Here is a 12,816-nt window from a genome sequence, read left to right on the forward strand (position 1 = left end):
CTCAGAACCCCTGCGGGAAGGGCCGGGAGCCGCCCTCTTCAGGCCGCGCGCGGGGGCCGCCTGACGGCCGTCCGTGCGCCCTGCCGGGCCCGTGCGGAAGGCCCGCCGTCCAGTGTGCCGGGCGCGCGGGGACGATGCGAACGGGGTGACGCGGAAAGGGCCGCCGCGCCCCCCGGCGGGGGACGCGGCGGCCCTTTGGCCGTGCGCGGGCGAGCGGTCTCAGTGGCCGGCCGGCGCGCCCGCCGTGGCGGGCGGCAGGTCGACGACGACGCCCCGGTCCCCGGCGTCCGCCGTGTAGTCCGCGGGGCTGGTCTCGTCGATGCCGTCGGGAGCCTTGGCGGCCTTCAGGGCGAAGGTCAGCACGACCGTCACCACGACGTTCAGGACGAAGGCGGTCAGACCGATGTAGCCGATCTCACCGATGCCGGGGATCTCCTTGCTGGAGCCGCCGAAGTGCGCCTGGGTCGGGCTGGCCACGCCGTACGCCGCGAGCGTGCCGTAGAGCATGCCGACCGCCCAGCCGGTCAGCAGCGCCCAGCGGTGGAACCAGCGGGTGAACAGGCCGCCGACCAGCGACGGCATGGTCTGCAGGATCCAGATCCCGCCCAGCAGCTGGAAGTTGATCGCGACGGTCTTGTCCATGGTCAGGACGAAGACCAGCGCGCCGACCTTCACCAGCAGCGAGACCAGCTTGGCGACCTTGTGCTCCTGCGCGGGCGTGGCGTCCGGCTTGAGGAAGTCCTTGTAGACGTTGCGGGTGAACAGGTTGGCCGCGGCGATCGACATGATGGCCGCCGGCACCAGCGCGCCGATGCCGATCGCGGCGAACGCCACGCCGGTGAACCAGCTCGGGAACATGTCCTCGAAGAGCTGCGGGATGGCCAGCTGGGGATTGCCCTGGATGTCCGTGCCGGCCTTGATCGCCATGAAGCCCAGCAGCGCCAGCAGCCCGAGCATCAGGGAGTACAGCGGCAGGATCGTGGTGTTGCGGCGGATCACGTTGCGGCTGCGCGAGGACAGCGTCGCGGTGATCGAGTGCGGGTACATGAACAGCGCCAGCGCCGAGCCGAGCGCCAGGGTCGCGTACGCCCACTGGGCGTTGGGCCCGCTGACCAGCTCACCGCGCGGTTTGCCGGGGACGGCGCCGGGCTGGGAGAGGGCCTTGCCGGCCGAGTGGAAGATCGCGTCGAAGCCGCCGAGCTTGATCGGGATGTAGATGATCGCCACGGTGATGACGAGATAGATCAGCCCGTCCTTGACGAACGCGATCAGCGCCGGCGCCCGCAGCCCCGAGGAGTAGGTGTACGCGGCCAGCACGGCGAACGCGATCAGCAGCGGCAGGTCCTTGACGAACCAGTTGGTGTTCTCGCCGCCGCCGATGCCCAGCACGTCCAGGACGGCCTGGATGCCGACCAGCTGGAGCGCGATGTAGGGCATCGTGGCGAGGATGCCGGTGAGCGCCACGGCCAGCGACAGGCCCTTGGAGCCGAAGCGGCCGCGCACGAAGTCGGAGGTGGTGACGTAGCCGTGCTTGTGCGAGACCGACCACAGGCGCGGCAGGAAGGTGAAGATGAGCGGGTAGACCAGGATCGTGTACGGCACGGCGAAGAAGCCCGCCGCGCCCGCCGCGTAGATCGCCGCCGGCACGGCCACGAAGGTGTACGCGGTGTAGAGGTCGCCGCCCAGCAGGAACCACGTCACCCAGGTGCCGAAGCTGCGGCCGCCCAGCCCCCATTCGTCGAGGCTGGCGGACTCGTCGGCCTTGCGCCAGCGGGCGGCCAGGAAGCCCATGACCGTCACGGCGAGGAAGAAGAAGACGAAGACGGCGAGGGCCACGCCGTTGACGCCCTTGGTCGCGGAGCCGGCCAGCACGGTGGCGGCCTGCGGCGCGGTCGTGATCGGGTTCACTGCGACCCACCGCCCTTGCGCGCCCGCTGCTCACGCTGCACGAGCTTGTACGCGATCATGGTGAGCGCGGTCGAGAGCAGCACCCAGGCCATCTGGTACCAGTAGAAGAACGGGATCCCGATGAGCGTCGGCTCGACCCGCGCGTACGAGCTGACCCACAGCATGGCGACGAACGGAGCGAGCAGGCAGACTCCGGCGATCACCCGCGTGGGCGTGACGACCGGTCTGCGATCCGGTGGTGCAGCTGACTGTGTCATGACCGTTGCTCCGTCCCCTGGCGGTCTCCTGTGCGATCGGCTGGAAATCTATGGCAGGGGCGTGGCGCGCGTCACTAGCTGTCCGCATATCGGTATCAAGAATCCACCTTGCGCCCGGCCCGGCCGCCGGACGCCCGGCCCGCGGGGCGGCGGTCAGTCCGTGGGGCGGCGCAGATTGGCCACGAACTTGTAGCGGTCGCCGCGGTAGACCGAGCGCACCCACTCCACCGGCTGCCCCTGGGCGTCGAGCGAGTGCCGGGAGAGCATCAGCATCGGCAGTCCGACGTCCGTGCCCAGCAGCCCGGCCTCGCGCGGGGTGGCCAGGGAGGTCTCGATGGTCTCCTCGGCCTCGGCCAGCCGGACGTCGTAGACCTCGGCCAGCGCGGTGTACAGGGACGTGTACTTGACGAGGTTGCGGCGCAGCGCGGGGAAGCGCTTGGCCGACAGATGGGTGATCTCGATGGCCATCGGCTCACCGCTGGCCAGCCGGAGCCGTTCGATGCGCAGCACCCGGCCGCCGGTGGCGATGTCCAGCAGCCCGGCGAGCCGGTCGTCGGCGGTGACGTACCCGATGTCCAGCAGCTGCGAGGCCGGCTCCAGGCCCTGCGCCCGCATGTCCTCCGTGTAGGAAGTCAGTTGCAGCGCCTGGGAGACCTTGGGCTTGGCGACGAAGGTGCCCTTGCCCTGGATGCGCTCCAGCCGGCCCTCGACGACCAGTTCCTGCAGCGCCTGGCGCACCGTGGTGCGCGAGGTGTCGAACTCCGTGGCGAGGGTGCGCTCGGGCGGGACCGGGGTGCCGGGCGGCAGGGTCTCGGTGATGTCCAGCAAGTGCCTCTTGAGCCGGTAGTACTTGGGCACCCGCGCGGTCCGTGCGCCGCTGTCGGCGGTGCCGCCCCCGTCCGTCTCCATGACCTGCCTCTCCGACCCCTGTCGTGCTGCCGTCACCGGCTCCTCCGTACGTAGCGGCTCACATCGTGGCACGGGAGTGTTCCCCGTGCGCGGTCGCCGGTCCCGGCCCGTTGGATGTCGGCCGGGTGCCGGACCTGGCAGCGACTCTTATACACCTCTTGACACCCCGAAAGGTCTGGGCCAGGCTGCGAAACTGGTCTAAACCATTAAAGACCACACCGGGTCCCGGGGGGAGAATGCGGGGACGCACGGGTGCGGGCGCGGCGGACCGGCAGCCGGACCGAGGCCGCCACGCTTCCTCCCGGCTCCGCTCCTTCCCCTGTTCCCGCCACGCAAGGCGGTCGGCGGCCCCCTCCGGCGCAGTGAAGGGATGACACAGTCCATGACCCCTCCCATCCGCGCGGTACGCCCCGCCGACACCCTCACCCGTGACGCCCTCGCCGTCCTCCAGCCGGGCTTCACCGGCACCACTGCCCCCGACTGGCTGCTGCGCCGGCTCGGTGAGGGCCTGACCTCGGTCGGCCTCTTCGGCCGCAATGTCACCGACCCCGCGCAACTCGCCGCCCTCACCGCCCGGTTGCGCGCCGAACGCGAGGACCTACTGGTCGCCCTCGACGAGGAGGGCGGCGACGTCACCCGCCTCGAAGTGCGCGGCGGCTCCTCCTTCCCCGGCAACCACGCGCTCGGCGCCGTCGACGACACCGCCCTGACCCGCGACGTCGCCCGGGAACTCGGCCGGCGGCTGGCCGACTGCGGGATCACCCTCAACTGGGCGCCCTGCGCCGACGTCAACTCCGACCCCGCCAACCCGGTCATCGGCGTCCGCTCCTTCGGCGACGATCCGCGGCTGGTCGCCCGGCACACCGCCGCCTACGTCGAGGGGCTGCAGTCCGCCGGCGTCGCCGCCTGCACCAAGCACTTCCCCGGCCACGGGGACACCGCCGTCGACTCCCACCACGACCTGCCGCGGATCACCGCCGGCCTGGCCACCCTCCAGGAACGCGAACTGGTCCCGTTCCGGGCCGCCGTCGCCGCCGGCACCCGCGCCGTGATGAGCGCGCACCTCCTGCTGCCCGCCCTCGACCCCGAGCGCCCCGCCACGCTCAGCCCGGCCGCGCTGGGCGGTCTGCTGCGCGGCCCCGTCGGGGAGGGCGGGCTCGGCTTCGACGGGCTGATCGTCACCGACGGGCTGGAGATGCGGGCCCTCTCCGCCGCCTACGGTCTCGAACGGGGCGGCGTGCTGGCCGTCGCGGCCGGCGCGGACGCGCTCTGTGTGGGCGGCGGCCTGGCGGACGAGGACACCGTGCTGCGGCTGCGCGACGCGCTGGTGCGGGCGGTGCGGACCGGCGAACTGCCCGAAGCGCGGCTGGCCGACGCCGCGGCACGGGTACGTGCCCTGGCGCGCTGGACCCGGCGCACCGGACCGGGGCGGGGCGCCGCGCCGGCCCCCGGGATCGGCCTGACCGCCGCCCGGCGCGCCGTGCGCGCCACCGCCGCCGGCCCGTTCGCCCCGCTGACCGGGCCCGTCTGCGTCGCGGCCTTCACGCCGCTGGCCAACATCGCCGTGGGTGACGAGACCCCCTGGGGCGTCGCCGCCGAACTGACCCGGGAGCTCCCCGGCACCACCACGATCACCTGCACCGAGGAGTCCGCCACCGCGGCCGGTACCCCCGCGCTGCTCGACGGGCTGCTCACGGCGGCCGCCGGGCGCCGCCCGGTCGCCGTGGTCCGCGACGTGCACCGCCACCCCTGGATGGCCGCGGCCCTCGACGCCTTGCTCGCTGCCCGCCCCGAGACCGTGGTCGTCGAGATGGGCGTCCCGCAGGCCCCGCCCCGGGGCGCACTGCACCTCGCCACCCACGGCGCCGCCCGCGTCTGCGGCCTGGCCGCAGCCGAGGTCCTCACCGGGCGTCGCCCCCTCCCCGGCGGGGACTGAGCGCCCCGCCCGGGAGCCCCGGGACCGTCAGAGGCCCTGCCAGTGCGGCTTCGCGGCGTAGGTGGCGCGGAAGTAGTCGGCGAGCGTCAGCTTCGCGGCGGCGGCCTCGTCCACGACGACCGTCGCGTGCGGGTGGAGCTGGAGGGCCGAGGCCGGGACCAGCGCGGTGAGGGGCCCCTCGACGGCCCGCGCCACGGCGTCGGCCTTGCCCGCTCCGGTGGCGAGCAGCACCAGGTGACGGGCCTCCAGGATGGTGCCGATGCCCTGGGTGATGACGTGGTGCGGCACCTCCTCGGGACTGTCGAAGAACCGGGCGTTGTCCTCGCGGGTCTGCCGGGTCAGCGTCTTGATCCGGGTCCGCGAAGCGAGCGACGAACAGGGCTCGTTGAAGCCGATGTGCCCGTCGGTGCCGATGCCCAGCAACTGGAGGTCCACCCCGCCTGCCGCGCGCAGTGCGGCGTCGTACGCCACGCAGGCGGCCTGCACGTCCTCGGCCGTGCCGTCGGGCCCCATGAAGGAGTCCGCGTCGAGACCGAGCGGCTCGACCACCTCGCGCAGCACCACCGAACGGTAGGACTCGGGGTGCCCGGCGGGCAGGCCCACGTACTCGTCGAGCTGGCAGATGCGCGCCCGTGAGGCGTCCACCGACCCGGCCCGCACCCGTGCGGCCAGGGCCTCGTAGACGGGCAGCGGGGTGGAGCCGGTGGCCACACCGAGCAGGGCGTCGGGCGTGCGGCGCAGCAGGGCCGCGAGGGCCTCCGCGATCAGCTCGCCGCCCGCCATGGCATCCGGAACGATGACAACTTCCACGCTTGGCCTGCCGTTCTGGAGAATCTCGTGTGGTATAGACCAATCTAGCAGAGCGGGGTCACCGGGGCAGGGCGGCGCCGCCGGGCCGGGGCCGTGATTTGCGGTCACGCGCGGGCCGGTGGAGGTGGGTCACGGCGAGGCACGGACCGAAGGGGCAGGGCGATGCCCGGGACGGCCGGCGGCGCGACGGTGAACTCGCTGTCGCGAGCGGCGGGATGGGGGAGAGGGCACCTTCTCGGGGCGGGGTGCGCGGACGGCCCGGCAGCGGTTGCGCCCGATCCGGCAACGGCCCCGGAAACACCCGCGGGCCGCGGCGCCGGGACAGGACCCTCAACCTGTCCGGCACCGCAGCCCGGAGCTGACATCGGCCGGCTCCCTCTTGCGGGCGGGAGACACCCCTGTGTGCGGTAGGGGTGCGGGTCCCGTCCGGGAACCGGTCGATCGGAGGCCTCGGCGCAGTCAGGGCAGAGAGCGCCTGCGGCCTCGTTCCGTTCTCCTGTGCGGGGAGAACGGAGGCCTTTGCCGCATTCTGGACTAGACCATTCTCACTTGTCCATGCCCATGCAGACACCTCGACTACAGCGTACGCCGGTAGGCTCCGTGACGTGCCCTCCATGAACGATCTCGTACGCCAGCACACCGCTCTGAGCGACACCGACCTCGAGTGGCTCCATCTGCTGGTCTCGGAGTGGCAGCTGCTCTCCGACCTCTCCTTCGCCGATCTGGTGCTGTGGGTGCCCACCCTCGACGGCACCCGCTATGTCTCGGTCGCCCAGATGCGGCCCAATACGGGTCCCACCTCGTACCAGGACGACATGGTCGGCCATCTCGTCCCCCGCGGCCGGCGCCCGATGCTGGACTCCGCCCTGGACGAGGGCCGCATCGTGCGCGAGGGCGACCCGGAGTGGCGCGAGGAGGTGCCGGTGCGCGTCGAGTCCATTCCCGTGCGCCGCGAGGGCCGGGTACTCGGGGTGATCGCCCGCAACACCAACCTGCTGACCGTGCGCACCCCCAGCCGCCTGGAGCTGACCTACCTCCAGAGCGCCTCCGACCTGGCCCAGATGATCGCCGCGGGCACTTTCCCCTTCCCCGGCCAGCAGGTCGACATGGACGCCTCGCCGCGCGCCGGCGACGGACTGATCCGGCTCGACGGGGAGGGCGTCGTCCAGTACGCCAGCCCCAACGCCCTGTCCGCCTACCACCGCCTCGGTCTCGCCGCCGACCTGGTGGGCCACCACCTCGGCCGGGCCACCGCCGAACTCGCCCCCGCCCGCGGCCCGGTGGACGAGGCACTGGTCAAGCTCGCCAGCGGCTGGGCCCCCCGGGAATTCGAGGTGGAGGGAAATGAAGGCGTCATCCAATTGCGCGCTATTCCCCTCAAACCCAAGGGAACTCACATCGGTTCGCTGGTTTTGTTGCGCGATGTGACCGAACTGCGACGCCGCGAACGGGAACTGATCACCAAGGACGCCACCATCCGGGAAATCCACCACCGGGTGAAGAACAATTTGCAGACAGTAGCCGCGCTGTTGCGGCTCCAGTCCCGCCGGATGGATTCCGCACAGGGCCGCGAGGCGCTCAACGAGGCCGTCCGCAGGGTCGGTTCGATCGCGATCGTGCACGAGACGCTGTCCCAGACCCACGACGAGCGGGTCGAGTTCGACGAGATCGCGGACCGGGTGCTGGCCATGGTGGCGGAGATCTCCCCGGGCAAGGTGACCACCCGCCGCACCGGACGCTTCGGCATCCTGGACGCCGAGGTGGCCACCCCGCTGTCGATGGTGCTCACCGAGGTCCTGCAGAACGCCCTGGAGCACGCCTTCGGTCCGGCCGAGCACGGGACGGTCGAGGTGGGCGCGGTGCGCGGCGGCAGCCGGACCGAACAGCGGCTGCTGGTCACCATCCAGGACAACGGCCGCGGCCTGCCCGAGAACTTCGATCCGCAGCGGGCCGGCAACCTCGGGCTGCAGATCGTACGGACCCTGGTGGAGGGGGAGTTGGGCGGCACGTTCGACATGGTGCCGGCCCCCGAGCGCGGTACCCGGGTGGTCCTCGACGTACCCGTGGAGGCCGAGAAGCAGCACTGAGCGCGGCACGTTGCCCGCGCGCCGGGCCCGCACCCGCCCCCGAACAGCAGCAAGCCCCGGACCCATCCGGTCCGGGGCTCAAAGCTCTGAGATGCGATAACCGGGCTGATCAGCTCCGGAAGTGCATCGTCGGGGGTACTGCGCGCTGCGGCTCGGGGGCCACGGGGCTACTGGCTCAGGCGCTGGCGTTGCGCGCCCGGTTGCGAGCTGCACGGCGCTTCATCGCGCGGCGCTCGTCCTCGCTCAGACCACCCCAGACGCCGGAGTCCTGGCCGGACTCGAGCGCCCACTGCAGGCACTGCTCCATGACGGGGCAGCGGCGGCAGACGGCCTTGGCTTCCTCGATCTGCAGGAGCGCAGGACCGGTGTTGCCGATGGGGAAGAAGAGCTCGGGGTCTTCCTCGCGGCAAACGGCGCGGTGACGCCAGTCCATGGCTGCTCCATCTCCTCGTGATGACGGGATCGTTGCTTGTGAATGTGAACGCTTTCACGAATCCCCCCGCAAGGGAAGGGCCGAACTCCAGCGGAGAGCTGGTGTGGTCCTGTGGAATGAGGGAGAGGATTCGGGCTCTCAAGGGGGCCGGTGAAGCGGCCGTCCCGATCGCCAGGAAGAGACTCGCAAACCTCGGCTGCGGATACAACCCCTTCCGGAAACTTTTTTTTGAATCCTTGGTGTCGCCTAGCTCACAGCCGTCATTCCAGGGGGTGGAAACCAGTCTAAACGTTCGAGTGAAAGGACTTTGGGCTCTACTGCTCACACAATCACACGCAGTGCACGGCGAACGCCTGTGAACGTCACACTCGTGCGCAGCCCCAGGTGGTCACCGTCCATCTGGAAGGGCAGTGGAACCTGCGAATGCAAGGTGAAGTTCGTGAGGTCGTGATGTGAGAGTGCGTGCTTGCCGTGGGGCCCGCGCTCGGGTGTTGACGCCAGTAGCTGGGTGGCGTAACGGGCCACCGCGGCCGGCGAGAGCTTGCTCAGTGCGAACACATCCAGGGCCGTGTCGAACGAGGCGTCCGGGGACGGATAGATCGGCCGATTGCCCAGGTAGGACCACGGAGCGGTGTTGCAGATTATGGCCAGCGCGAGGTTCTCGACCAGCTCGGCCGCGCCCTCGGTGCCGCCCGGGCGTTCGAGGGTGATCACGCCCCGCCGGCGGTTCGCCTCGCCCAGGAACTGTCGTACGACCTGTCGCACGTACAGGGCGTGCGTCGAACGCTTGCCGCGTTCGCGCTGCTGCTCGACGCGGCCGACGACACCGGCGTCGAAACCGAAGCCCGCGCAGAAGGTGAACCAGCGTTCCGGTACGCCCTCGTCCTCGGTGCCGGGGGTGCCGGCGGCCAGGCCCAGGCCGATGGTGCGCTCGCTGCCGTCGCGCAGGGCGTCCAGCAGGGCGCCGGTCGCCTCCACCACGTCGTTGGGCAGCCCCAGGGCGCGGGCGAAGACATTGGTGGAGCCGCCGGGGACGACGGCCAGCCGGGGGTGGGAGTCCGGGTCGGGGCCGTTCGCCAGGAGGCCGTTGACGACCTCGTTGACCGTGCCGTCACCGCCGAGCGCCACGACCAGATCGGTCTGCCCGCCCTCGGTGGCCTCGCGGGCGAGATCACGCGCGTGTCCGCGGTACCGCGTCTCTGCGACCTCCAGTTTGAGGTCGCTGGCGAGCGCGTGGGTGAGCACTTCACGGGTGCGGGCACTGGTGGTGGTGGCGGCGGGATTGACCACGAGGAGTGCGCGCATATGGAGCAGCGTACCTACCTGCTGGTACCCGACTCACGCCCTGTCCGCCTCCGGGGCACCCCCGGCGGCGGTGCCCGCCGGCGCTACCCTGCTGGGGTGAGCAGTCAGCAGAAGCAGTCCGTGTCCCGAGCCGCCGACGCCCCCGCCGCCCACGAGCCGGCCGGACCGCGGCCCGCGCGGCTGAGCGCCGCCGCGGCGCTCACCGCGGCCGAGGGGCTGGCGCTGGCCGCCCTCGGCGCGTACATGCTGATCATGGGGCTGGCCGGTGCGCCGGACAGCGCGCAGCAGGCGGAGATGGGCGGGCTGACCGTGCTCGCGCTCGCGGTGCTGCCGCTGGTGGCCGCGCGCGGGCTGTGGCTGCGCCGGCGCTGGAGCCGGGGCCCCTCGCTGATCACCCAGATCGTGGCGCTGCCGGTGGCCTGGACGTTGGTGCACGGCGGCGGGGCGCTGATCGTGGCCGGCATCGCACTGGCCGTGGCCGCGCTGGTCGTCCTCGTCCTGCTGGTCAATCCGACCGCCACCGAGGCCCTGGGCATCGGGCCGCGGGAAGCTCCCTGACGGAGCCCGGGCCGAAGCGGACGAAGGGGCGGGATCCTCACCGGGATCCCGCCCCTGCTCCGTTCTCACGCCCCGCCGCCCGGCTTCGCTTGCCGGGTCCGGTCACTCCTCGACGAGCAGCTTGTCGCGCAGCTGGGCGAGGGTGCGGGCCAGGAGCCGGGAGACGTGCATCTGGGAGATGCCGACCTCCTGGGCGATCTGCGACTGGGTCATGTTGCCGAAGAACCGCAGCAGCAGGATCTTCTTCTCCCGCGGCGGGAGGTCCTCCAGCAGCGGCTTGAGGGATTCGCGGTACTCGACCCCCTCCAACGCCTCGTCCTCGGCGCCGAGGGTGTCGGCGACCGCGGGGGACTCGTCGTCCGTGTCCGGGACGTCCAGGGAGAGCGTGCTGTACGCGTTGGCGGACTCCAGGCCCTCCAGGACCTCCTCCTCGGAGATCGCCAGATGCTCGGCCAGCTCGTGGACGGTGGGGGCACGGCCGTGCCGCTGGGACAGCTCGGCGGTCGCGGTGGTCAGCGACAGCCGCAGCTCCTGGAGGCGGCGCGGGACGCGGACCGCCCAGCCCTTGTCACGGAAGTGCCGTTTGATCTCGCCGACGACGGTGGGGGTGGCGTAGGTGGAGAACTCCACGCCGCGGTCCGGGTCGAAGCGGTCCACGGATTTGATCAGACCGATGGTGGCGACCTGGGTCAGATCGTCCAGCGGCTCCCCGCGGTTGCGGAACCGCCGGGCCAGATGCTCGACGAGCGGCAGATGCATCCGCACGAGGGCGTTGCGCAGCTCCGCGCGCTGCGGGGAGCCGTCGGGCAGTCCGCGCAGTTCGTAGAACATCGCCCGTGCGCCGCTGCGGTCGTGCGGCTCCTGGGAATGCTGGTGATCCCGCGGCTGGTGTGCGGGGGCCGGGGCGTCGTGCTGATGCTCCTGCTGTCCCGGCTGCTCGCTCTGCTCCATGTGGTCCGCCCGCTCTGCCTGCTCCGCCGCATTCAACCGGCCGCCGTGGTGGGGCACGCCCACCGGATGCGGCCGGGCCTGCTGCCCGGGGATGGTGGCACCGGCCGCCATCCGCCCGCCGCGTTCGAGATCTTTCACGGGGCCCCCTGTTCGGTCATGACGGTCCGGGACCGGCGCCGCGCTCCTTGTACAGACTGATGGTGACCGTCTGGTCCTCGGCGACGGTGGAATCGACCTTGCCGGCCAGCGCGGAGAGCACCGTCCAGGCGAAGGTGTCGCGCTCCGGGGCGCGGCCGTCGGTCGTCGGGGCCGACACCGTGACCTGGAGCGCGTCGTCGATCAGACGGAAGACGCAGCTCAGCACACTGCCGGGGACGGCCTGTTGCAGAAGGATCGCGCAGGCCTCGTCGACCGCGATGCGCAGATCCTCGATCTCGTCGAGGGTGAAGTCCAAGCGGGCTGCGAGACCGGCCGTGGCCGTACGCAGCACGGACAGGTAGGCACCCGCAGCGGGCAGACGGACTTCCACGAAGTCCTGAGTCCCGGGCTCGCCTGCGATCTGGGACACCCTCACCTCCAAGGTGGCACAAGCTGGTTGAGCTGGAAATGCGCGATATTCGCGTTGTTCGGGATGGGCGCCGGCCCCTTTTCTCCCCTCGGGTGAAAGGAGAACGATCAGGCGCGACGCATGGTTCGGCTGTGACGCTATCGCGATCTGCGGGCCGGTGTCGCCCGGAAGAAGGACGACTGCCGTCCCGGGGCGATCCGGCCCCGGTTCTTCCGACGCCACCGCTGTCACTGATTGTAAATCGACGGGTACGGAAAGTGGCTAGGGGTGTGCACTGTCAAATCGATGCCGATTACGCTCCGTTGACGCGCGCGGTGGCCGCGAGGTCGTGCAGTGCCTCCCCAGTGAGCCGGAAGACCGTCCATCCGTCCATGGGGCGGGCACCGATCGACCGGTAAAGGCCGATGGACGGTTCATTCCAATCCAGGACCGACCACTCGAAACGCTCGTATCCGCGGGCCACGCAGATCTCCGCGAGGGCCGCGAGCAGTGCCTTGCCGTGGCCGCCCCCGCGGGCCTCGGGGCGGACGTAGAGGTCCTCCAGGTAGACACCGTGCGTGCCCGTCCACGTCGAGAAGTTCCGGAACCACAGGGCGAAGCCGACCGGGGCGCCGCCGGCCTCCGCGATCAGCGCGAAGGCGGCCGGCTGCGGGCCGAAGAGGGCCTCCTGGAGCTGCGGCCCGGTGGCCCGGGCGGCCTGCGGCTCGCGCTCGTACGCGGCCAGCTCGCCGATCATGGCCAGGAGGACGGGGACGTCGTCGGGGGTCGCTCGGCGGATCATGTCCGAAGGCTAAACCGACCCCGCCCGGCCTTCACACCAGCTGCTGGTCGACGAAGCACCAGCGCCAGGAGTCACCCGGCTCGAAGGTCCGCATCACGGGATGGCCGGTCTCCTCGAAGTGCCCGGTGGCGTGCCGGAACGGCGACGAATCGCAGCAGCCGACATGGCCGCAGACCAGGCACAGCCGCAGCTGTACGGGGTGACTGCCGACGGCCAGGCACTCCAGGCAGGTGGCGCTCAGCGGGGCCGGCTCGGCGCGCGGCAGTCCGGGAACGTGCGTGCACTCGCTCATGATGGCCAGGTTAGATCGCCG

The 12,816-nt window shown here is 71.5% G+C and carries 13 protein-coding genes; 3 read left to right on the plus strand and 10 right to left on the minus strand.

Annotation, left to right across the window (positions count from 1 at the left end; genetic code table 11):
• Nucleotides 1-219: 219 nt before the first annotated feature.
• From mctP to ACQP17_RS24185, 3 genes are all read right to left on the minus strand, one after another.
• Complete coding sequence (mctP, locus tag ACQP17_RS24175; RefSeq protein WP_433859995.1) at nt 220-1,899, minus strand: monocarboxylate uptake permease MctP; 1,680 nt, start codon at nt 1,897-1,899, stop codon at nt 220-222.
• A gap of 5 nt (nt 1,900-1,904) precedes the next feature.
• Entirely contained in the window at nt 1,905-2,165 is a 261-nt protein-coding gene (locus ACQP17_RS24180) for a DUF3311 domain-containing protein (RefSeq protein WP_433858158.1), read from the minus strand.
• Between the two features lie 153 nt (nt 2,166-2,318).
• Nucleotides 2,319-3,074 (minus strand): GntR family transcriptional regulator, encoded by a 756-nt coding sequence (locus tag ACQP17_RS24185; protein WP_433859996.1) that lies wholly within the window; start codon nt 3,072-3,074, stop codon nt 2,319-2,321.
• A gap of 382 nt (nt 3,075-3,456) precedes the next feature.
• On the opposite strand from ACQP17_RS24185, the gene ACQP17_RS24190 reads away from it, so the two are divergent.
• Entirely contained in the window at nt 3,457-5,010 is a 1,554-nt protein-coding gene (locus ACQP17_RS24190; RefSeq protein ID WP_433858159.1) for a glycoside hydrolase family 3 protein, read from the plus strand.
• Between the two features lie 27 nt (nt 5,011-5,037).
• Here ACQP17_RS24190 and ACQP17_RS24195 read toward each other — a convergent pair whose 3' ends face one another.
• Nucleotides 5,038-5,820, minus strand: a complete 783-nt coding sequence (locus ACQP17_RS24195; protein WP_433858160.1) for a glucosamine-6-phosphate deaminase — start codon at nt 5,818-5,820, stop codon at nt 5,038-5,040.
• 614 nt (nt 5,821-6,434) lie between these two features.
• Here ACQP17_RS24195 and ACQP17_RS24200 point away from each other — a divergent pair.
• Nucleotides 6,435-7,907: a sensor histidine kinase gene (locus ACQP17_RS24200; RefSeq protein ID WP_433858161.1), complete on the plus strand. Its 1,473-nt coding sequence runs from the start codon at nt 6,435-6,437 to the stop codon at nt 7,905-7,907.
• Between the two features lie 175 nt (nt 7,908-8,082).
• Here the strand turns inward: ACQP17_RS24200 and ACQP17_RS24205 are convergent, their stop codons facing one another.
• Together ACQP17_RS24205 and ACQP17_RS24210 are read right to left on the minus strand one after the other, a co-directional pair.
• Nucleotides 8,083-8,340: a WhiB family transcriptional regulator gene (locus ACQP17_RS24205; RefSeq protein WP_003983230.1), complete on the minus strand. Its 258-nt coding sequence runs from the start codon at nt 8,338-8,340 to the stop codon at nt 8,083-8,085.
• 321 nt (nt 8,341-8,661) lie between these two features.
• On the minus strand, nt 8,662-9,645 hold the full coding sequence (locus ACQP17_RS24210) for a diacylglycerol/lipid kinase family protein (protein ID WP_433858162.1): 984 nt from the start codon (nt 9,643-9,645) through the stop codon (nt 8,662-8,664).
• Nucleotides 9,646-9,741: 96 nt separating this feature from the next.
• Here ACQP17_RS24210 and ACQP17_RS24215 point away from each other — a divergent pair, with 96 nt between their 5' ends.
• On the plus strand, nt 9,742-10,203 hold the full coding sequence (locus tag ACQP17_RS24215; RefSeq protein WP_433858163.1) for a hypothetical protein: 462 nt from the start codon (nt 9,742-9,744) through the stop codon (nt 10,201-10,203).
• 102 nt (nt 10,204-10,305) lie between these two features.
• Here the strand turns inward: ACQP17_RS24215 and ACQP17_RS24220 are convergent, their stop codons facing one another.
• The 4 genes from ACQP17_RS24220 to ACQP17_RS24235 all read right to left on the minus strand — a co-directional run bounded on the left by ACQP17_RS24220 (nt 10,306) and on the right by ACQP17_RS24235 (nt 12,795).
• On the minus strand, nt 10,306-11,265 hold the full coding sequence (locus ACQP17_RS24220) for an RNA polymerase sigma factor SigF (RefSeq protein WP_364883656.1): 960 nt from the start codon (nt 11,263-11,265) through the stop codon (nt 10,306-10,308).
• A gap of 43 nt (nt 11,266-11,308) precedes the next feature.
• On the minus strand, nt 11,309-11,722 hold the full coding sequence (locus tag ACQP17_RS24225; protein ID WP_006603191.1) for an anti-sigma regulatory factor: 414 nt from the start codon (nt 11,720-11,722) through the stop codon (nt 11,309-11,311).
• A 292-nt stretch (nt 11,723-12,014) separates the two neighbouring features.
• Nucleotides 12,015-12,503 (minus strand): N-acetyltransferase family protein, encoded by a 489-nt coding sequence (locus ACQP17_RS24230; protein ID WP_433858164.1) that lies wholly within the window; start codon nt 12,501-12,503, stop codon nt 12,015-12,017.
• 31 nt (nt 12,504-12,534) lie between these two features.
• Entirely contained in the window at nt 12,535-12,795 is a 261-nt protein-coding gene (locus ACQP17_RS24235; protein WP_129244515.1) for a UBP-type zinc finger domain-containing protein, read from the minus strand.
• Nucleotides 12,796-12,816 lie beyond the last annotated feature (21 nt).

It is taken from the genome of Streptomyces kronopolitis (assembly GCF_050953795.1).
GTDB lineage: Bacteria > Actinomycetota > Actinomycetes > Streptomycetales > Streptomycetaceae > Streptomyces > Streptomyces kronopolitis_A.

What these genes read in the sequence shown, in the direction of transcription:
- ACQP17_RS24180 (WP_433858158.1), bottom strand. Translation starts at nt 2,165, where the DNA reads ATGACACAGTCAGCTGCACCACCGGATCGCAGACCGGTCGTCACGCCC.
- ACQP17_RS24185 (WP_433859996.1), bottom strand. Translation starts at nt 3,074, where the DNA reads ATGGAGACGGACGGGGGCGGCACCGCCGACAGCGGCGCACGGACCGCG.
- ACQP17_RS24190 (WP_433858159.1), top strand. Translation starts at nt 3,457, where the DNA reads ATGACCCCTCCCATCCGCGCGGTACGCCCCGCCGACACCCTCACCCGT.
- ACQP17_RS24200 (WP_433858161.1), top strand. Translation starts at nt 6,435, where the DNA reads ATGAACGATCTCGTACGCCAGCACACCGCTCTGAGCGACACCGACCTC.
- ACQP17_RS24205 (WP_003983230.1), bottom strand. Translation starts at nt 8,340, where the DNA reads ATGGACTGGCGTCACCGCGCCGTTTGCCGCGAGGAAGACCCCGAGCTC.
- ACQP17_RS24210 (WP_433858162.1), bottom strand. Translation starts at nt 9,645, where the DNA reads ATGCGCGCACTCCTCGTGGTCAATCCCGCCGCCACCACCACCAGTGCC.
- ACQP17_RS24220 (WP_364883656.1), bottom strand. Translation starts at nt 11,265, where the DNA reads ATGGCGGCCGGTGCCACCATCCCCGGGCAGCAGGCCCGGCCGCATCCG.
- ACQP17_RS24230 (WP_433858164.1), bottom strand. Translation starts at nt 12,503, where the DNA reads ATGATCCGCCGAGCGACCCCCGACGACGTCCCCGTCCTCCTGGCCATG.
- ACQP17_RS24235 (WP_129244515.1), bottom strand. Translation starts at nt 12,795, where the DNA reads ATGAGCGAGTGCACGCACGTTCCCGGACTGCCGCGCGCCGAGCCGGCC.